This is a genomic window from Paenibacillus sp. FSL K6-1096, assembly GCF_037977055.1.
Lineage (GTDB): Bacteria > Bacillota > Bacilli > Paenibacillales > Paenibacillaceae > Paenibacillus_AQ.
This window is the reverse complement of the sequence record NZ_CP150274.1, coordinates 2,172,779-2,192,120: the sequence shown is the minus strand read 5'-3', so window position 1 is coordinate 2,192,120 and position 19,342 is coordinate 2,172,779. Positions and strand designations below refer to the sequence as shown.

At 54.5% G+C, this 19,342-nt stretch carries 15 protein-coding genes; 9 read left to right on the top strand and 6 right to left on the bottom strand.

The features are described 5' to 3' along the window. Nucleotides 1-24: 24 nt before the first annotated feature. Together MHI24_RS09595 and MHI24_RS09590 are read right to left on the bottom strand one after the other, a co-directional pair. Entirely contained in the window at nt 25-912 is an 888-nt protein-coding gene (locus MHI24_RS09595; protein ID WP_340025402.1) for an EamA family transporter, read from the bottom strand. Between the two features lie 14 nt (nt 913-926). Further along, on the bottom strand, nt 927-1,889 hold the full coding sequence (locus MHI24_RS09590) for a metallophosphoesterase family protein (protein WP_340025401.1): 963 nt from the start codon (nt 1,887-1,889) through the stop codon (nt 927-929). 634 nt (nt 1,890-2,523) lie between these two features. Between MHI24_RS09590 and MHI24_RS09585 the strand changes: the two genes are divergently transcribed. Continuing rightward, the gene (locus tag MHI24_RS09585; protein ID WP_340025400.1) at nt 2,524-3,294 is read left to right on the top strand and encodes a DeoR/GlpR family DNA-binding transcription regulator; all 771 of its coding nucleotides are present in this window, start codon (nt 2,524-2,526) and stop codon (nt 3,292-3,294) included. Nucleotides 3,295-3,370: 76 nt separating this feature from the next. Here the strand turns inward: MHI24_RS09585 and bglX are convergent, their stop codons facing one another. Continuing rightward, on the bottom strand, nt 3,371-5,536 hold the full coding sequence (bglX, locus tag MHI24_RS09580; RefSeq protein ID WP_340025399.1) for a beta-glucosidase BglX: 2,166 nt from the start codon (nt 5,534-5,536) through the stop codon (nt 3,371-3,373). Nucleotides 5,537-5,615: 79 nt separating this feature from the next. Next, entirely contained in the window at nt 5,616-8,960 is a 3,345-nt protein-coding gene (locus tag MHI24_RS09575; protein ID WP_340025398.1) for a cellobiose phosphorylase, read from the bottom strand. Nucleotides 8,961-9,463: 503 nt separating this feature from the next. Here MHI24_RS09575 and MHI24_RS09570 point away from each other — a divergent pair. The 5 genes from MHI24_RS09570 to MHI24_RS09550 all read left to right on the top strand — a co-directional run bounded on the left by MHI24_RS09570 (nt 9,464) and on the right by MHI24_RS09550 (nt 14,998). Beyond that, on the top strand, nt 9,464-10,399 hold the full coding sequence (locus MHI24_RS09570; RefSeq protein ID WP_340025397.1) for an ABC transporter permease subunit: 936 nt from the start codon (nt 9,464-9,466) through the stop codon (nt 10,397-10,399). A 27-nt stretch (nt 10,400-10,426) separates the two neighbouring features. After that, a complete protein-coding gene (locus MHI24_RS09565; RefSeq protein WP_340025396.1) occupies nt 10,427-11,323 on the top strand; it encodes a carbohydrate ABC transporter permease in 897 nt (298 codons plus the stop codon). 78 nt (nt 11,324-11,401) lie between these two features. After that, nucleotides 11,402-12,976 carry a DUF3502 domain-containing protein gene (locus tag MHI24_RS09560; protein ID WP_340025395.1) on the top strand — a complete coding sequence of 525 codons (1,575 nt, stop codon included), beginning with the start codon at nt 11,402-11,404 and terminating at the stop codon, nt 12,974-12,976. Between the two features lie 65 nt (nt 12,977-13,041). Continuing rightward, complete coding sequence (locus MHI24_RS09555) at nt 13,042-14,064, top strand: LacI family DNA-binding transcriptional regulator (protein ID WP_340025394.1); 1,023 nt, start codon at nt 13,042-13,044, stop codon at nt 14,062-14,064. Nucleotides 14,065-14,107: 43 nt separating this feature from the next. Further along, nucleotides 14,108-14,998 (top strand): sugar phosphate isomerase/epimerase, encoded by an 891-nt coding sequence (locus MHI24_RS09550; RefSeq protein ID WP_340025393.1) that lies wholly within the window; start codon nt 14,108-14,110, stop codon nt 14,996-14,998. 97 nt (nt 14,999-15,095) lie between these two features. Here the strand turns inward: MHI24_RS09550 and MHI24_RS09545 are convergent, their stop codons facing one another. Next, on the bottom strand, nt 15,096-15,275 hold the full coding sequence (locus MHI24_RS09545) for a hypothetical protein (RefSeq protein WP_340025392.1): 180 nt from the start codon (nt 15,273-15,275) through the stop codon (nt 15,096-15,098). Between the two features lie 173 nt (nt 15,276-15,448). Here MHI24_RS09545 and MHI24_RS09540 point away from each other — a divergent pair, with 173 nt between their 5' ends. Then, complete coding sequence (locus MHI24_RS09540) at nt 15,449-15,847, top strand: hypothetical protein (protein WP_340025391.1); 399 nt, start codon at nt 15,449-15,451, stop codon at nt 15,845-15,847. Between the two features lie 51 nt (nt 15,848-15,898). After that, entirely contained in the window at nt 15,899-17,068 is a 1,170-nt protein-coding gene (locus tag MHI24_RS09535) for a hypothetical protein (protein WP_340025390.1), read from the top strand. Nucleotides 17,069-17,369: 301 nt separating this feature from the next. Here MHI24_RS09535 and MHI24_RS09530 read toward each other — a convergent pair whose 3' ends face one another. Then, entirely contained in the window at nt 17,370-18,080 is a 711-nt protein-coding gene (locus tag MHI24_RS09530) for a GntR family transcriptional regulator (protein WP_340025389.1), read from the bottom strand. A gap of 293 nt (nt 18,081-18,373) precedes the next feature. On the opposite strand from MHI24_RS09530, the gene MHI24_RS09525 reads away from it, so the two are divergent. Next, nucleotides 18,374-19,243, top strand: a complete 870-nt coding sequence (locus tag MHI24_RS09525; protein ID WP_340025388.1) for a fructoselysine 6-kinase — start codon at nt 18,374-18,376, stop codon at nt 19,241-19,243. The last annotated feature ends 99 nt before the right edge of the window (nt 19,244-19,342 follow it).

Sequence of the window (19,342 nt, the reverse complement as noted above, 5' to 3'; positions counted from 1 at the left end):
CCGGAAGAGGCAGGGACTTCGCTGCTAACCCCATATCCCAACAAGCAGAATGCCGCCAAAAATCACCACCGAGCACACCATCCGCCGCAGCCCCTGCCGCTCCTTCAGCAGGAGAATACCCAGGAAGGTAGCGAAGACCGTCCCGATCTCCCGCAGAGGGCTGATATGGGCGAGCGGCGCCTGCTGCAGCGCGAACAGGAACAGCAGGTAGGAGCCCGGGTTAAGCACGCTTCCCAGCAGAATGGTGAACCGGTTGCGCCGCCACTCTTCAAGCAGCTTCCGCGATCTCAGCACCGCCGGAGTCAGACCGGCCACGAAGCCGATATTGGTCACTTCCAGCAGGGCCAGCGGAGACAGATGCTGCAGGTTCAGCTTATCCACGAACACGTAGCAGGTGGTACATAATCCGACACAGAGCGCCATGAGCATTGGTTTATAGCTGGTCAAGCCTGCGCCAGTGCCTGTGCTGTTAGCAGCGGGGAGTGGACGGCGGTTGAATGAGCCGATTCCGCTGAGGACAGCGAAGCCGCCGAGCATGCAGGCGATTCCGGTCCAACCATAGACCGACAGGGATTCCTTCAGAAAAAGAACGCCGATCAGCGGAATCAGCAGCGTGCTCGTCCCCCGCATGACCGGGTAGACCTGGGACAGGTCGCCCATCTCGTAAGTAATAGACAGCAGCCAGGAATACAAGGCCTGGAGCGCAATGGACAACAGCAGCAGGGCATAAGCGCCTGCGGATAGCGGCGGCTGTCTCCACAGCTCCATAATGAGTGTCGGCAGCAGCAGAACTGTGGAGACCATCATGATGGACCAGAGAAAGATGCTTTTGTTCAGGCTTCTTTTGGTGAACATGCTCCATACAGCGTGACACATCCCGGAAGCCAGCACCAAAAGAATGGGCAGCAGCATTAACGGTTCACTCCTTACTGATCCGAGCCGGCGGCAGGTGCATGGACGGGCTGTTCAGACACCAATGAGCCGTCCTCCAGCCGCAGCCAGGTATCGAAGGATGGAGCGCCCTGGTTCAGTCGGATGACGCGTGCGCCGCGCATCATGCCTTCATGGCCATAGGTGTTGTAGCCGGTCGCGCGGCCGTAGCTGAGCCGGATGCCGTGCAGTGTGCCGGTGAAATCATTGACATGGTCATGGCCGCAGAACGTGCCTGCCACATCTCCCATCTCCACCAGGGCGGTGAACAAGCCTGAATTCAGCACCGGAGCGCAGACATTCTCATGCTTTTGTCCATAGCAGACCTGAGTGTTCCACATCTCCAAGTATTCAGGCAACGGAATGTGGAAAAAAGCCAGTGCAGGCCGCTTAGGCCCGTTCTCCCCGGAATTCAGCCGTGCCGACTGCTCCGTCAGCCAACGGATTTGGCTCTGGCGGACCCAGTTATAGCCGGGAATCTGCTTAAGCGGTGTATAAGCGCCGGTATCCAGCATATAGAGCAGCGCTCCGGCGTCATTCTCTATGCCTGCAATCTCCAGGACGTAATTGCCTGAACCGGCAACGTCTTCAGGACCGGCTTCCGCCACGCAGTGGGGATGCTCATGGGCGATCTCCATCAGTTCGCTGTAGCTCACCCCGTTCTCGGTATCATGATTGCCGAAGACGAAGGCCCAAGGTACTCCTGCCGTCTCAACAGCAGCGACTGCATCGCGGAACGCCTGCTTAGGATTCTGGCAAGGCAGCTCGCCTTCGCGGACAGGACCGGTATAGATCGTATCTCCGGTGAAGACAACCAGGTCCGGCTGCTCGGCCTTAAGCACACGCTCCATCAGCGCCCGGGTGCGCTGGTCCTCCTCTCTTCCATCCATCCAGTGCAGGTCGGTGAACTGTACGATGGTGAAGGTGCCGTCAGGCCGGTAAGATAATTTACGAGTCATGCGGGTAAACCCCTCTCTGTTAATAAGTTACGAACGAACGAATGAATGCGGATAGAGCTGAATCGTCTGTTGATTGTTTTTGATTTATGTTGTTTTATGTTGATTGTAGGCGGAGTGTGCGATTCTGTCAATCGGAAAAATAAAGAGTTAACCCGTGGTTACCTGGCTGATTGCAGTTTGTACACTAGAATGCGGTTTTTGCGGCGTAAAATCTCATTCTGTTGTAGTTCGTACACTAGATTTTACTAATTTGGCTCCAAAACACTTTTTACCACAACAGGTAATGTACAAAGTGCAACAGATGCTCATTTGCGGGCGATTTTGGAGTAATCTGCTGTATAAAATACAATCGGGAGCATAGAGAGTGGCGGTTACTCATTCAATTCCGCTATTGTGCGGGGCAGGGGTGGACGGGGCAGAAGCTCTGTGCAGACTCTAGGTGGATGAGAGTGTGATCAATCAGGAGACAGTCAAGTAATAGCCAAACGCCAGACGGCCTGCCCCTACATTGACAAGCTCCGGCCTGCTCCATATACTGAGGAAAACAACAACAAAACACCAGAAACAACATTCGATTCAATAAAAACATATAATGCAAACTACTATAGATCCCATTGAATGGAGGCGGGCGGGCATGTCCCTGACCTATGAAGAACGCAAGCAGACAATTCTCGCTGAGCTGGAGCTGGCGGGGAAGGTGCAGGTGCATTTTCTGGCGGAGCGTTTCGGGGTGACGACGGAGACGATCCGGCGCGATCTGGACCGGCTGGAGAAGGAGGGGCGGCTGCGCAAGGTGTATGGGGGCGCGGTGCGGATTCGTTCAGAGAATCATGAGCCGACCTTCATGAAGCGCTCGCAGATGAACCCGGCCGGGAAGCAGGCGATCGGCAGACTCGCCGCAGCGCTGATTCGTGACGGTGAGACGGTCATTCTGGACAACGGAACCACTACGCTGGAGATTATGCGCGCGCTGAAGGACCGGAACCAGGTGACGGTGATCACGAACTCGGTTCCGGTGCTGAATTGTGCGCTGGAGCAGTTTCAGGGGAAGGTGATTTTTGCCGGGGGCGAGGTGAATGCAGCGTATCAGGCGGCGGTGGGTGCGACTGCCCATGACCTGCTGGGCCAGTTCAAGGTGAACAAGGCGTTCATCTCGGCCGGAGGCCTGTCGCTCTCCGAGGGCATCACCGACTACCATCTGGAGGAGGCGCTCATCTCCCGCAAAATGATGGAGCGGGCCGAGGAATCCATTCTGGTGGCGGACCACTCCAAATTCGGCGTCACGACCTTCGCCCAGATTGCCCCGGTGGAGCATATCTCCATGGTGCTGACCGACAGCGGCTGCCCGGCGGAGTGGAGGGAGACCTTCGCCCGGCTGGATATTGAGCTGCTGACAGGGTCTTAACACGATATAAAAAAATAGCGCCAATCCATTCCCCTAAGGTGGAAGGATTGGCGCTTGCTATTTCCAGGTGATGCTCTCAGCCGATCCAGATCCGCTGCGTGCTGTGGTCGCCGGAGCTTCTGCCCAGCATAATATCGAAGTCTCCAGGCTCGAACACCAGCTGATCGTCCTGGCCGTAGAACATGAGCATGTCTCTGGTGATCTCGAACGTCACCGTCTGCTGCTCATGCGGGGCAAGTGTGATCTGCCGGAAGCCCTTCAGCTCCTTGCAGGGACGGACGACGCTGGCTGTTACATCGCGGATGTAGAGCTGCACCGTCTCCTTGCCGGCAACCTCCGAGGTATTCTCAACTGTGATGGAGGCAAGCACCCGGCCGTCCTCCGCAGTCTCCACCTGGAAGCCGCTGTAGGCAAAGGTGGAGTAGCTCAGGCCGTAGCCGAAGCAGAACAGCGGATCATTCGGGATATCCAGATAGCGGGTCACATACCGCACATTCGGATATTGGGGATCATACGGGCGTCCGGTCTGATAAGCGTTATAATACACAGGAATCTGGCCCACGGAATACGGGAAGCTCATCGAGAGGCGTCCGGACGGGTTATAATCGCCGAACAGCACATCGGCAATCGAATTGCCGGACTCGCTGCCCAGGAACCAGGCCTGAACCAGCGCTGTGCTTGCAGGCAGCACGGGTGCAAGCTCCAGCGGACGGCCGCTGAATACAACGGTGACGACCGGCTTGCCGGTCTCCTTCAGACGGTGGATCAGCTTCTCCTGATTGGCGGACAACCGCAGGCTGGCCTTGCTGCCGCCTTCCCCGGTGTCATGCTGATTCTCGCCGACGGCGGCCAGAATCACATCGCAATCCTTCAGGCGTTCATACGCCGCTTCGACCTCATCCTCCACATCGAAGACACCCTCCAGCATACTGCCTAGCTCGCCGGTCATTGCGGTGACAATGTCGGCTGCCGGAATCTTGCCGGTGATCCCTTCATAGAGCGAGACAGCCGGGTCTTTCTCGGTGCCGGCCCAGCCGCCCATAACGTTAACCGAGGTGGCAAAAGGACCGGCAAGGCCCAGCTTCACCCCAGGCTTCAGCGGCAGCACCGCATTGTCGTTCTTCAGCAGCACGATCGAGCGGGCGCCCATCTCACGCGCAGCCTGGAGATGCTCGGGGCTTGGCTTCTCGGCTTCGTCTGCTGTCGGGTCGGCATCCTTGAACGGATTGTCGAACAGGCCCAGCGCATCCTTCAGCTCCAGCACCCGGGTCACCGCTTCGTCGATCAGGGCGATGTCGAGCAGCCCTTCCTCGACCAGCGCAGCGCCATGGTTCAGGTAGTGGGTGGACATCATCTCAATGTCCAGCCCTGCCGTAATGCTCTTGCGGGCAGCCTCGCGGCCGTCCTCTGCCGCCCCGTGGGGCACCAGCTCGTTCACCGAGTTGAAGTCGGCGATGGTCACGCCATCGAAGCCCCATTCTTCGCGGAGAATACCGCGCAGCAGCTTGCTGTTGCCGCTGGCCGGAATGCGGTCAATCGTATTGAACGCGGCCATGACCATGGCGACACCGGCATCAACCGCCGCCTTGTAGGCGGGCAGGTAGAATTCACGGAGCACCCCGGTGGACATGTCCACGGTGTTGTATTCGCGGCCGCCCTCAGGCGCGCCGTAGCCGGCGAAGTGCTTCACGCAGGCGGCGATCCGCCCCGGCTCCTTCAGGTCCTGGCCCTGGTAGCCCCGGACCATGCTCTCGGTCACGCGGGCATTCAGGTACGGGTCCTCACCCGAGGTCTCCATCACCCGGCCCCAGCGCGGATCGCGTACAAGGTCGGTCATGGGGGAGAAGGTGAGGTGGATACCGGCGGCTGCGCTCTCCCGGGCAGCGACCTCGGCGAAGCGCTCGCAGGCTTCCAGGTCGAAGCTTGCGCCCATCGCCAGCGGAATCGGCAGGATCGTCCGGTAGCCGTGGATGACATCGGCCATGAACAGCAGCGGAATCTTCTGGCGGCTGGTCTCCAGATGGCGCTTCTGCAGCTCGATGACATTGCGCGCCCCGATGCCGTTCAGCACGCTTCCGATGCTTGACATAATCTGCGGCTGAATGTTCAGCTCCTTGAATGGACCCGTCAAATCCACGGTATCATCCAGACCCCAGTAATACGGACCTAGCTGGGTGAGCTGGGCCAGCTTTTCCTCCAGTGTCATATCGTTCACGAGATCTTGGATAAACGGTTTCGTCATAGCTAACTCCTTCATAAGCGTACTGAAAGTGATGGTCCAATAGAATCTATAGGCGTCACATTAGAGCTTATCCTTGTATTTATAGATAGATGTGCAGCTCATCGCCAGGCAGTGCAAGCAGCTGCTCCTTGGTCAGGCTCACCGCACCGGGGCGGTAAGGGTTAGACAGCACTTGTCCGGCAACAGCGGCTCCGCCGGCCTGAAGCTCTGGCGTGCGGGCTGCATCTGCACCGATATGATAGACGAAGGTCAGCTTCCGGCCGAAGCATGTGTAAGTGAAGCGCAGTCCGTCCAGGCTGGCCGGGAGTACCGGGTCAATAACCAGTGCATCCTCGCTGAAGCGGATACCCAGAATCGCCGAGATCAGCTGGTTGAGGTAGATCCCCGGGCCGCTGGAGTACAGGCGCCATCCGCCCTTAACCTCTACGCTGCCGTCGCGCAGCTGGTCGAAGTTCTCCTGATAGCTGTAGCGGTCAGGGAAATCACCGTCCGAGCTGCTGAAGTACATATTGCTCTGGCGGAGCTGGGCATTCGGCACGGTCTTGCGGATGTTGATCGGATTGATCTGGAACAATCCGTCCCAGGCGCGCTGCGCTTCGCCCAGCTTGGCCGATGCCTCCAGATAACGGATATGTGCATGTACATATTGCAGACTGATCTCGCGGCCGACGCTGGCGGCCTGCTCGGCGCGGCGGAAGATCGTGCTGACGCCGCCCTCATAGCGGGCAGGACGGTCCATCAGGCGCACGCCGTCCGGACAGTTCAGATGCTCATCGATCAGGCGCAGGTTGGCTGCGGCCTGTTCAGGAGTGACCAGCTCGGCAATAATGCTGCGGGTCATCGGGAGCAGCCGGTAGTGAATGCCGGTCTGCTGATCCAGCGGGTGAAGCATATAATCAATGCTGCCGTCCTCCTGGAAGTAAGCGAAGCCGGCGATAACGCCGTCCTTGATCAGGAGTGTACGGAACGATTCCTTCATCTCTTCGGCCATCTTGGTCAGACTGGCAGAGAAGTCAGGATCACTGGAAGTAACCTCGGACAGGTTGCGGATTACCTGGAAGGCGAGTGCGACCGTCCAGGCGCTGACCAGCTTGGTCTTCAGCGCTTCATCGGCAGGCTGCAGGGTATCGTCCCAGTCGCCGCCGGCATAGTTAATCAGTGATGTGCCCGGCACGAAGCGTTCACGGATCGTCTCTACCGCAGCCTTCACATGGGCCAGAACGGTCTCGGTCTGCACCGTAGGCTTCGCATCCGCCAGATGGTGGTAGCCGATCTCTTCCTGAAGGATAGAGTAATCTCCGGTAGCCATGATGTAATCGCTGATGCATTTCAGCGGCCAGAGCACCACGTCGCCATGCCATTCATGGGCCTGAACCGGATGCTGGTCGAACATGAACCATTGCGGCCATTCCCGGCTCTCCCACAGCTGATGCGAATAGATCTTCAGCAGGACATTGCGGGCCATCTCATAGTGCTGGGTCATGAGGAAATATTCCATCGGACCCTGGCACACATCCCGGGTGCCCCAGGCGGCTCCGCCCGGCTGCTCCAGGCCATGCGGCACAATGAAGTGGGTCATCGCATTATGGGTATACCACCATGCGGTCTCATTCAGAATATCGGTCCGTTCCTGCTCGCTTCCGTCAATCTGGAGCTGGAAGTTCGAAGTGAACGAGGCATAGAATTCGTTATACAACGCCTGCTCCTTCTCCAGTGAGTATGGAGACGCCAGCGGATGAACGCCGGAGGCTTCAAGTCTGCCCTGGAGCACCAGCTGGAAGCTGGATGACTGCTTTACAGACAAGGTCAGCAGGGTGCCGTTGCGCGGCTGTCTGTCCGCATAGAATTCACGGTCATCGCTGTACGTATACTCCGTTCCCGGAAGCTGGATATCGAAATGCAGGCCCGGATATGGAAGCTTCTGTACAGCGGCCTCATCAGGCAGGATCTGCAGAATACCCTCCTTGGCCTCCACTCTGACCGGGTGCTGGAATTCATGCTCGCCCATCACCAGCTGGTTCGTGATCAGATAATCGTAGGCTCTGCCGAGCTTCGACTGTACCTGAAGAGCGGCATCCGGCTGGCCCGCTGCTGTGAAGACGGTAACGGTCAACACATCATCCTCGATCTGGTAGTGCCATTTGGCAAAATTAACGCCCATCTCGTACGCCGCAGGCAGGGTCAGCATCCGGTAGACTCCATCCAGCCGCACGTAAATACGCTGGCCGCTGTTACGCAGAATGTTCAGCAGGCCGCGCGGTGTGGACAGCCCTTTATGGAAGGAGGTATTGCCTACTACGGTCTGCCCGTTGAAAATCCCGTACATATAGTTGGTCGTTGAAATCAGGTTATTGTCCACCTGCTTGTCGTCCAGCAGCGAGGTGATGATATGGCCGTGCGGGCGCTCTACCAACAGCTCCTTGGGCTGGAGGACTACATGGACATGCTCATCTGTGAAGAAGGAGAGCAGCTCGCCGTTCTCTGTTTCCTCAAGCTTGCGCTCAGGATAAGCGGCTTCAATCTCGGCCTGCGACCATTGTGCAGACACGTAAGGCTGGCCGATCTCCCGGCTCAGCACAGGCACATCCCGGACGGGTTCAGCCGCGTTCACATTCCAGTCGATCTCCGCATAGGCAGCCTGCAGCTCAGCCTGGAATTCAAGCTCTGTTACCGCAGCCGGATGAGTAGGACGGAAGAGTCCGTAGAAAGCGAATTCCACCGGAGCGGACAGGGTCATAGGCTCTGTCTGCAGCGCGGTGTAGGCCAGCTCATACTGATAATTGCGGTTCTGCAGATTGCCGGACAGCGCCTCCGGCACATAGCTTCCCTTGTAGGAAATGCCGAAGAACTGCATGGCATCCGTAGAATAGCCGATAGCCTGCTTGCCGATGATCCCCTGCTGGAGATAAGGGAAGCCGGTCGCCTGCGGCTGGTTCTGGCGGGAGCATACAGCGTAGCCGCTCTCGCCTTCCCAGATGCTGTGGTCGAGATATTGGCTCATGTACAGCTCGTTGGCCAGCAAGCCGCCCTTCTCGGCAACCCCGATATCCTGTCCGTACATCACATCCACCTGCTCGCCGCTGCCGGAGAGCTGAAGCTGCCAGAACCAGATGCCGTCCCGGGCCGGAGCGAAGATGACGCGGTAGCGGATGGCTTCGGCAGTGCCTTCATAGACCAGCTTGTCCTGTGTGCGCGACAGTGTGGAACCGGAACGGATTCCCAGCAGCGGATAGCTGCGAATCCCTTCTTCTGTATGAATGCGCAGATAAATATTATTGGCGGAGCCGTCTGCCGGATTGCCCTGGAACTGATTAATCAGAATAGGAGCATGGGTGAATTCAAAAATATCTCCTGTTGGCAAAAATGTATACGACAGGTCGTCCCGGGTTAAGGTAATCATGTTCATTTGTTGTTTGAATATCATAACGGCCTCTCTTTCCACTGCGAATTAGTTGTTATTTCATAAGGGGGGATTCAATCATCAGAGGTCATACCCAAGGGATGACATGTGTTGTAAAGAATAAATAGAAACGTTTCCATCAGGAATATACATCGAGTTTAGACTTTAGACGAAAAAAAGTCAATTATCAATGAAAAAATCGGCTTTTTCTATAATATGATCAGAAAAATGTAATTTTACTCCTTGTCTTTTGAAAATAAAAAATGTTTGACAGCGTATACAACAAAGGAGTATGCTCTGAGCAAGGGGAATCACAAAGAAATAATGGAAACGTTTCTATATTGTTTTCAGTGGGTAATAAGTTAGGGTTAGGAATGTGCCGGAGTGAGGCTTCACTCCAGGATATGACGCCGGCAGGCTGGACAAGCTGTTGTTCTTGTAGCTGCAAGGCTGATGTGAAACAAGGATATGCATACGTCAGATGTGCGTACGTGTAGAATGCATTGTTCAATTTGGAGGTGGGTTCATTGGCAAAGGTTGTACGTTCGGGCAGAAACATCGCCCGGGAATTAGTGAAGAACAAGGTGCTGTATCTCATGCTGCTGCCCGTCATCGTGTATTTCGCAGTCTTTCATTATGCGGTAATGCCTGGCGCTTACGTTGCATTCGTGGATTACAAGCTGAACAAGGGGATTTTTGGCAGTAACTTCATCGGGCTCAAGAACTTCGAGTTCCTGGTGCAGAACGGGGATCTCTGGAATATTACCAAGAACACGCTGCTCTATAATCTGGTGTTCCTTGCTCTGGGCAATATCATTCAGATTGTATTTGCGGTTATGCTCTCGGAGATTGCCGGCAAATGGTTCAAGAAGATCTCCCAGTCGGTTATTCTCCTGCCGAACTTCATCTCAATGGTTATCGTGGGTGTGTTTGCTTACAATCTGTTCAATTTCAATTCAGGGTTCATCAATACAATGCTCGTCGGTGCAGGCTTCGATAAGGTCGAATTCTACTCCGACCCGGGAATCTGGAAATACATCATTGTGGCCTTCAAGATCTGGGCAAGCACAGGCTACGGGATGATTGTCTACCTGGCAGCTATTACAGGTATTAACCATGACCTCTATGAAGCAGCTTATATGGACGGGGCCACCACCTGGCAGCGTATCCGCTATATGACCCTGCCGATTCTGAAGCCGACCTTCATTCTGCTCCTGCTGTTCGGAATGGGCGGAATTCTCAAGGGCTCCTTCGACCTGTTCTACAATCTGATCGGAACGAACTCCGTGCTGTATCCGCAGACGGATATCATAGATACGTACGTCTTCCGCTCCCTGGTGGGACAATTCAACTTCTCGATGGGTGCCGCTGTAGGCTTCTATCAATCCTTGTTCGGTCTGGTGCTGGTGCTTGTTGTTAACTTTATTGTGCGCAAGGTGGAACCGGACAGCGCGTTGTTCTAAGACAAGATAAGAAACAGGGGTGTTAATATGGCAAGCTCAACTATTAAGCAGGACTCAGGCAGCATTTTCATCAAAGTGATCAGTTACATTTGTATCGCAGTGTTCGCGCTGTTCTGCCTGTTTCCTTTTGCGCTGATGATCTCCTCCTCCTTCATGAATGAGCAGGAGATTGTGCGCGAGGGGTACAAGCTAATTCCGAATGAAGTGTCCTTCAAGGCGTATGAGATGCTGCTCAGCAACTCCAATAATCTGGTGAATGCGTATCAGGTTACCATATTCATTACGGTTGTAGGTACGGTGCTGGGGCTGTTCATGATGTCCATGGCCGGCTTTGTCCTGAACCGCAAGGATTTCAAATACCGTAACTTCTTCTCCTTCCTGATCTATTTCACGACACTGTTCAGCGGAGGACTGATTCCAACTTATATCCTGATGGTCAAGCATCTCCATCTTAAGGATAGCCTATTCGCTATGATCCTTCCGGGGGTAGTCGGAGCTTGGTCGATCTTCCTGATGCGTAACTTCATGAAGGCGATCCCGGATTCCCTGTATGAATCTGCCACGATTGACGGCGCAGGTGACTTCCATATTTACTGGCGGATCTTCATGCCGCTGGCGGTTCCGTCTCTGGCGACCATCGGGCTGTTCTCGGCGCTGGGCTTCTGGAATGAGTGGTACAACGGGATGCTCTACATGGACACGCCGTCCAAGTTCCCGCTTCAATATTTCCTGCAGCGCATGGTCAATCAGGCGAATCTGGGCAGTCTCATCAACTCCGGGGCGGTCATTAATACAGCCGATCTGCCGACCCAATCGATCAAAATGGCTACAGCGGTGCTGGCCACAGGCCCGATTATTCTCCTGTATCCGTTCATTCAGCGTTACTTCGTTACCGGTCTTACCATCGGTGCTGTTAAGGGTTAATAGACGCCTGCTTCATTTCAGGGTGTTTGTTATATATGCAAGATCAATAGTATAGAAGAGAAAAGGGAGGCTTACCGAATGAAAGGGAAAAAGATTGCGTCTTCTCTGGCCGCTGTCCTCATGCTTACTGGAGTGCTATCCGCTTGTTCATCGGACAATAATGCAAACGGCAATACACCGGCAGGGTCGAACGCCCCATCCAATTCAACCAATACCGGAGGCGTAGATACATCGAAAGAAGCAAACCTGGTGTACTACCTCTGGGGCAGTGAAGGGGTTAAGAACAAGGAGATTCTGGCTGAGATTAATAAGAAGCTTAAGGCGGATCTGAATACGACGCTTGAAATCAAATATATTGACTGGGGAGACGTAGCCACCAAGTATCCGCTGCTGTTCGCTTCCGGCGAGTCCTTCGACATGTCCCATGCCTCTCCAGGCGCTGCCGTATCTTACTACACACTGGCCAGTGAAGGTGCGCTGACCGACATTACCGATATGCTGGACAAGGTGGCACCTAAGCTGAAAGCTGAGATTCCTGAATCCTCCTGGCAGAATACCAAGGTGAAGGGCAGAATCTACGGCGTACCAAGCTTGTACAGCGAATATACGCCTTCCGGGTATGCTTACCGTACGGATCTGCTGAAGAAATACGGCATGACCGAGATCAAGACGATTGCCGATATGGAGAAGTACATGGATAATGTGGTGAAGAACGAATCCTTCCCTCCGATCAACGGCAAGGCTGAGGATGCACAGAACATGTACAGAATGCTCGTAGATACTACAGGCATGTGGCTCAACGCGCCTGGTATCTCCCTGAACGAGCTGAACCTGGTGACCAAGAGCCCGGAAGATTACAAAACCGTGTTCCATCCGGCCTTCACCCAGGAATTCGAGGACTGGGCTGTAAAAATGCGTGAATGGGCCGATAAGGGCTACTGGAGCAAGGATGTACTGTCCGCTTCTCTCGGCAGCAAGGACAACTTCAGAGCCGCGAACTCCGCCGGTTATCTGACGCATGCCCAGGACTGGATCGGACAATATGGCGGAGATATCAAGGCATTGCCTGACTCTCCTACAGCCTTCTATACTTTTGCCGAAGCCAACAAGAAAATCAAACGTAAACTGGGTGTAGACAACTCGACCGTAATCAGTGCCAATTCCAACAATCCGGAGCGCGCTCTGATGGTCATCGAGAAGTTCATGACAGATAAGAGCTACTATGATCTGATTCAATACGGTATTGAAGGCCAGCAATATATCATTGAAGACGGCGTGAAGAAACAGCCTCCAGGCTACAATGAGAAAACAGACGGCGGCGGCTTCTCGGCCTGGTCGCTCAGAAACGATAAGTTCGTTATTCCGACAGATACCGAGAATCCGATCCGTAAAGACCTGTTCGCAGAATGGGATAAAGAAGCGATCGATGATCCGTACAACGGCTTCAGCTTTGATCCGGCCAATGTAACGACTGAAATTGCTTCCATCTCGAACGTCAATGCACAGCTTGGTATTCAGCTGATGCTCGGTAAGACCAGCAAAGATCCAAAAACTGCTGTGGCAGAATATCGTGATCAGCTGAAAAAAGCAGGAGTTGACAAGGTCATTGCCGAAGTAGAGAAACAATTGGCAGAATTTACACCTGTTAACTAAAGAAAGCTAGGGGAACAGGGGGGCTATATTCTATAGCTCCCCTGCCTTGTAAATGGGGGAGTAGTGTGGATGTAAACATTAAGGATATCGCAAGGCTGTCAGGTGTCGGAATCTCGACTGTATCCAGAGTCATCAATAATAAAGGCCTGGTGAGCGATGCGACCCGGGAGAAGGTTCTGAGTGTCGTCAAGGAATACAATTATATTCCCAATTCCAACGCGCGCAATCTGAAAACCACGCAATCCAAAAATATTGCACTCATGGTCAAAGGGATCACGAACCCGTTCTTCTCCATTATGATCAAAGAAATTGAACGCCAGGTGAATCTGCGCGGTTATCCGTTTCTCATCCATCAGGTGGAGGACGGAACGGATGAGATCAATGCGGCCATTCAGCTGGTGAAGGAGAAGAACCTTAGCGGGATTATTTTCATGGGCGGTACCTATAATCATTCCGAAGAGAAATTCAAGCAGCTTACGGTTCCGTTCGTACTCACGACGATTACCACCTCGCAGGAAGTGGACCCGTCGATTTTCTCCAGTGTAACTATTGACGAATCTAAGGAAGCCTACAAGGCAACCTCTTATCTCATTTCTCTTGGACATAAAAGCATCGGCTTCCTCGCCAAATCCCCTATGCTGGAGGATACGACAGGCAGCCGGCGGCTTCTCGGATACAAGATGGCCCTGGAAGAGCATAATCTGCCTTACAACGCAGGACTTGTAGAAGATTGTGAATACAGTCCCAGCTCGGGCTTCAATGCTGCGCGCAGGCTGCTTAACCGGGACCGGAGCGTGACCGCGATCTTCTCGGCAGCTGACACCATCGCCATCGGTGCGGCCAAGGCAGTGCTGACCGCAGGCTTGTCGATTCCGGACGATATCTCCATTATCGGGTTCGACGGGATTGAGATGGCTGAGTATTATCACCCGGCGCTGGATACGATCAGCCAGCCGGGCACGGAAATGGCGCTGTCCAGTGTAGGCGTGCTGTTCGATCTGATCGCGAACCGGACCGCCCATCAGCATATTGTCTATGATGCGGTCTTGCTGAAGCGGGGCTCCTGCAAAATGATCAAGGGCCGTTAACACCAGGACGCTGACTATATATGAATTGGAGCTGGTAACAAGGATGCAGGATACACTCAGAATTGGCACGCTGGTCCCTGGCGGTGAAGCCGTCAAGACCATTCCGCAGATTGTACAGCACGGCTTTGAATCGTTTCAGTTGAACTTCTGGCAGACCCTTGGAGAGACGGATCTGGTGGAGACGGCGGCACGGGTCCGCGAGCTTGCGGCCGAGCATGGCTTCGTGATCTCCGCTGTCGGAATCTACGGCAATCCGCTTGGCGGCAGCGAGGGGAGCGAGGCGACTCTGGCAGGCTGGGAGCAGCTGATCGAGCATGCCCACCTGTTCGGCACGGATATCGTCAGCGGCTTCACCGGGCGGCTGCCCGGCTCATCCATTGACGAATCGCTTCCGCGGTTCGCCGAGGTGTTCGGGGAGCTGTCGAAGCGGGCTGCGGACAAGGGGCTGCGGATCGCTTTTGAGAACTGTGCGATGGGCGGCAGCTGGCAGCAGGGCGACTGGAATATTGCCCATAATCCTACAGCCTGGGAGCAAATGTTCAACAGCGTTCCGGCCGATAATCTGGGCCTGGAATGGGAGCCTGCCCACCAGATGACTGCGCTGATTGACCCGGTTCCGCAGCTGCGCAAGTGGACCGGTAAGATCTTCCATGTGCACGGCAAGGATGCGACCATCGCCTGGGATATCATCAAGGAGTACGGAATTCATGGTCCGAGGTCTTATGTCTGGGACCGGACGCCGGGCTTCGGGGATACGAACTGGACGGATATTATCACTATTCTCCGCCAGGGCGGCTATCAGGGCACCATCGATATTGAAGGCTGGCATGATCCGGTCTACCGGGATGAGCTGGAGATGACCGGCCAGGTCCACGCGCTGAATTATCTGAAGCAGTGCCGGGGCGGCAGCCTTGTGCCGAATCCCGTGCTGTAACCAAGTGGAAACGGCTATGCCGTCCTTTAAGGACGGCACCCGTTTCAGCGAGAAATAAGACCTCATGCTCCACGCTGTGGAAGCTGAGGTCTTTTTGTTAAACCAGGCGCTTGATGGTCCAATAAGGAACGGTGAAATTCCCCTTCTTCGTTTCGATCTGGAGCGCGTCCGCGTGGTGGTCGATGGTGCATACACCGCTGTAGGTTTCCCCGCTGATTAAGTGAACGCGCTGCCACAGGTTGGAGAGAAGTGCGTGCTGGATATCCTGTTTAATCATATGGTTCACTTCCCCCTCGAATGCGCTGTGCTTGTAATAATGATGTTACTTATTATTAAACCGGATTAGGAGATTTTAACTGCAAAATTAGTTACAGTTTTGTACCTTTTCTTATATACTTTCCGGGGCTTGCGGTGTATTGTTAATAGCACTGTCTGGAGAGGGGGATACCTGTGAGTGAAGGTTATACAATCAAACTGAATTATCTGGAGATCAGCGAGCGGATCGAATGGCTGCTTGGCATGAACTCACGGCTGGTCCGGGTGGAGAATGCCTCGGAGACCCTTAAAGACAGCATCTATATGTGGGATGAAGCGACCCGGGTCCATACCCTGGCCAAGGCTGCGCTCATCGAGGATTACATGAACCTCGTAACCCGGGTACGCCTGGATCTGGAGGACCAGCAGCATCCGTACCAGATGAACAGCTTCGATCATAGCTGCAAGACGGTGCTCCACTATCTCAAGCAGGATACCTATGTCTGGGAGGCTTCCCCGCAGGCGGTACTGCGGTCGGTGCAGCGGGAGCTTGATTTGCAATATTGCATTCTGACGCAGAGTGTTGAGGTGTAGGAGAGTAATGCCCTGTAGAGAGGGTAAATATATATTCAGGAGGTGTCACCGATGAATTGGAAGAGCAGATTACAGCAGACAGTCACAGCGTTTCTTACTATCATTCTTATCACCTTGCCCGGCTGGGGGGCGGGTTCTCCTGCGGAGGCCGCGGCGGATCCAGCCTGCGGCAGCGGCGACCATGGGCTTCTTCAGCAGCTGCAGAAGGCGCATAGCGGTACTGACGCTGCGCCGCTCAGCATCGCGGATGTGGACTTCCTGAACGCCAATACAGGACGGGCCGCCGGGAACGGCTTCCTGATCGGAACCTCGGACGGCGGCTGCCATTTCCAGCAGATCTATACCGGACAGTGGAATTTCCGGCAGATCGAGTTCCCTGACAATGTGCATGGCTGGGCGCTGGCAACGGTGGATGACGGCCAGGCCGTCTATCTGCTTCGGACGAATGACGGCGGCTCTACCTGGACGCGGCTGATGAACAAGCCGGTCACCTTCGAGCGGGTGGAATTTCTGGATGGCAGCGTAGGCTTCGGCTATAGCCGCGCCTCCACCTACTACACCCGGGATGGCGGGGAGAGCTGGAGCCTGGTCCAGACGCCGGCCAATACCCGAGGCGCGGAGTTCACCAGCCGGAATAACGGCTGGGCTGCGGTTGTTGTACCGGGCAGCGGCTACCGGGTGATGCATACCGCTGACGGCGGGAAGAGCTGGAACCGGAAGCTAAGCGCGTCCGCTCCTGAGGCCGGATATGCACAGCTCTATGCCGAGGGCAATCAGGTATACGCGTTATTCTACGGCGGAGCCGGTATGTCGCAGACGTCTTATTCGTTGTACGGCAGCAGTAGCTCTGGAGCGAATTGGACCCGGATCATTGCCCAGGAGACCGCAGGCGGCGGCCCGGCTCCCGGAAGCGGCCCGGCTAAGGTGAAGAAAGGCCCGGCGGCTGGAACACCCGGCAATCTGGTGCTGACCGGCGACACGGCGGTTCTGGTTGGTTACCAGCCTGCTGCGGAAGAGGTAGGCGTAGGACTTACCAAGGACAACGGGAAGACCTGGAAGAATCAGCCTACAATCCCCGGCTTCGAGGGAAGAATCTCGTTCACCGATTCCAATCACGGCTGGCTGGCGGTGAAGGGGTTGAACGGCTCTACCCTGTATTCCACCAAGGACGCAGGTGCTAACTGGACGCCGAAATTCTCTTTGGAGACAGCGGGACAGTAAGCAGCAGCTGATATAACAATAAAAAGGGGCCGTCCCAAAAGTGACAGCCCTTTTTATTGTGGGAATTATGTATGCGAAAAACCGCATACATTTGCTGGCGCGTCAGCGTGAGGCCTGAATGTATGCGGAAAACAGCATACATTTTGCTGATGCGCAGGTAATATCATCGATGGGAACAACGTTCTGTTGCGAAGCGTCCCCCTCCCTCAAGTGCTCACGCTGAATCTACTCCAGCATAAAGAGCTATCCCAAGCAGCCGGTTCATGGCTTCTGGGACAGCTCCTTTTTGCTGTGCCTATTGTTATACAATCAGCTCGAACTTGTCGCCCAGAATCAGCTGCTTGGAGCGGTGGATCTTACTCCCGTCCGGACTGGATACCGTGCTCTTGATGCTCAGCAGCGGATGGCCTTCTTTGATATTCAGGTAGGTAGCTACATCAAAGGTGGCGTATTCCATGACGATATATTTGCGGGCGTGGCCGAAGGTGACCTTGTATTTGGTTCTTAAGATCTCATACAGAGACTTGTCGTTCAGATCCTCATTCAGCAGGAAGGAATAGGCTGAAGGAAACCGTGAATATTCCACCGAGATAGGAATGCCGTCTGCATAACGGATGCGCTCAATGCTGATCACCTTGTCGCCGGACTTCAGGTCCAGATGCTCCTGATCCAGCAGCGTAGCGTCCTCAATGATACATTTGATTACTTTGGCACCCGGAACCTTGTTCTGCAGCCGGCATGTATCGCTGAAGCCGATCGTCTCGGCCACATTCTTCTTGATCTTGTCTTTGGTAATGAAAGTACCCTTGCCCGGAATACGTACCAGATAACCCTCAGAGGTCAGCGCGTCGAGTGCGGCACGAACCGTTACGCGGCTAACCTGGTTGGACTCGCTCAGCTCAAGCTCGGTGGGCAGCTTATCCCCCGGCTTCAGGGTGCCGTTATGAATGTTGTCCAGAATCTTCTCCTGAAGCTGTTTGTATAATGGCGATGACTCGGAATGGTCAAGCATGTATTTACCTCCAGCATATGATATCAATGATAGTTTTCTATATTATAACAATCCGCTCTAAAAAAATGAAAGCCCTCTCTTGCTTCATGTATTACTTTGTGTTAGTATATCAACATAACATTCCAATACAATTACTGATGTTGGGTGTACACCTAATAATGTATCATACCAGAGAGGAGAGTGGGTAGCAGCTATGAAACAAATCAGGTGAAAATTTAAAGCGTATACATGCAGAAGCTTGGATGAAATAGCTGTGCAATAGAATTGAGCAGTTTTTTAGAGGGGATATGCAAATGAACTCATTTAAAGTAATCGGCATCGGCGACAATGTCGTCGATAAATATGTCCATCAGGGAATGATGTATCCTGGCGGCAATGCCTTGAATTTCTGTGCTTATGCCACCATGCGTGGTGTAGCGTCTGCTTACCTGGGAAAATTCGGCAGCGATGAGGTCGCCCGGTATATCCGGCAGGTGATCGACGAGCTGGGCATTGACCGCAGCGCCTGCCGCAGCTTCGAGGGCGAGAACGGATATGCACGGGTTACCCTGGAGGAGGGAGACCGCGTGTTCCTAGGGTCCAACAAAGGCGGGATTGCCAAGGAGCAGCCCTGGAATTTCACCGAGCCGGATCTGGAATATATGAAGCAATTTGCGGTGATCCACACAAGCCTGAACAGTTACATCGAGCAGGATTTGCCAGTGCTGCGGAAGAGCGGTGTGCCCGTCTCTTATGATTTCTCCGTTCGCTGGAACGATGATTACCTGCAGCAGGTATGCCCGTATATCGATATCGCGTTTCTGTCCTGCAGCCATCTGACGGCTGAAGAGCGGGAGCGGGAGATGCGCAAGGCGCAGAATCTTGGTGCCCGAATCGTGGTCGGTACGGTAGGTGAAGACGGGTCTTACGCGCTGCTCGGCAATCACTGGTTGTATCAGAGCGCCGTCACCACGGATGCTATAGACACTATGGGCGCGGGAGATTCTTATATCACTGCTTTTCTGGTGGAGCTGATTATGAATTCCCCGGAGCAACGGATCGACTTCAGCCGGGAGGATGCGCTTCTTGAACGGATTCAGGCAAGCATGAGTAAGGGAGCGGAGTTTGCAGCCGAAATCTGCCGGGTTAACGGAGCGTTTGGATTCGGCACCCCGCTGGTCTGACAGACCGGGGGGGCCTCTGCCTCCTGCGGGAGATTTGTAAGCGTGTTCAAATTGAGGCCGCCACGTAAATACAGAAGAGCGGCAGAGAATTGGCAACTC

Coding starts and splice junctions, on each gene's coding strand:
- MHI24_RS09560 (WP_340025395.1), top strand. CDS start 11,402: ATGAAAGGGAAAAAGATTGCGTCTTCTCTGGCCGCTGTCCTCATGCTT.
- MHI24_RS09545 (WP_340025392.1), bottom strand. CDS start 15,275: ATGATTAAACAGGATATCCAGCACGCACTTCTCTCCAACCTGTGGCAG.
- MHI24_RS09595 (WP_340025402.1), bottom strand. CDS start 912: ATGCTGCTGCCCATTCTTTTGGTGCTGGCTTCCGGGATGTGTCACGCT.
- bglX (WP_340025399.1), bottom strand. CDS start 5,536: ATGACGAAACCGTTTATCCAAGATCTCGTGAACGATATGACACTGGAG.
- MHI24_RS09550 (WP_340025393.1), top strand. CDS start 14,108: ATGCAGGATACACTCAGAATTGGCACGCTGGTCCCTGGCGGTGAAGCC.
- MHI24_RS09525 (WP_340025388.1), top strand. CDS start 18,374: ATGAACTCATTTAAAGTAATCGGCATCGGCGACAATGTCGTCGATAAA.
- MHI24_RS09575 (WP_340025398.1), bottom strand. CDS start 8,960: ATGATATTCAAACAACAAATGAACATGATTACCTTAACCCGGGACGAC.
- MHI24_RS09535 (WP_340025390.1), top strand. CDS start 15,899: ATGAATTGGAAGAGCAGATTACAGCAGACAGTCACAGCGTTTCTTACT.
- MHI24_RS09565 (WP_340025396.1), top strand. CDS start 10,427: ATGGCAAGCTCAACTATTAAGCAGGACTCAGGCAGCATTTTCATCAAA.
- MHI24_RS09585 (WP_340025400.1), top strand. CDS start 2,524: ATGTCCCTGACCTATGAAGAACGCAAGCAGACAATTCTCGCTGAGCTG.
- MHI24_RS09530 (WP_340025389.1), bottom strand. CDS start 18,080: ATGCTTGACCATTCCGAGTCATCGCCATTATACAAACAGCTTCAGGAG.
- MHI24_RS09590 (WP_340025401.1), bottom strand. CDS start 1,889: ATGACTCGTAAATTATCTTACCGGCCTGACGGCACCTTCACCATCGTA.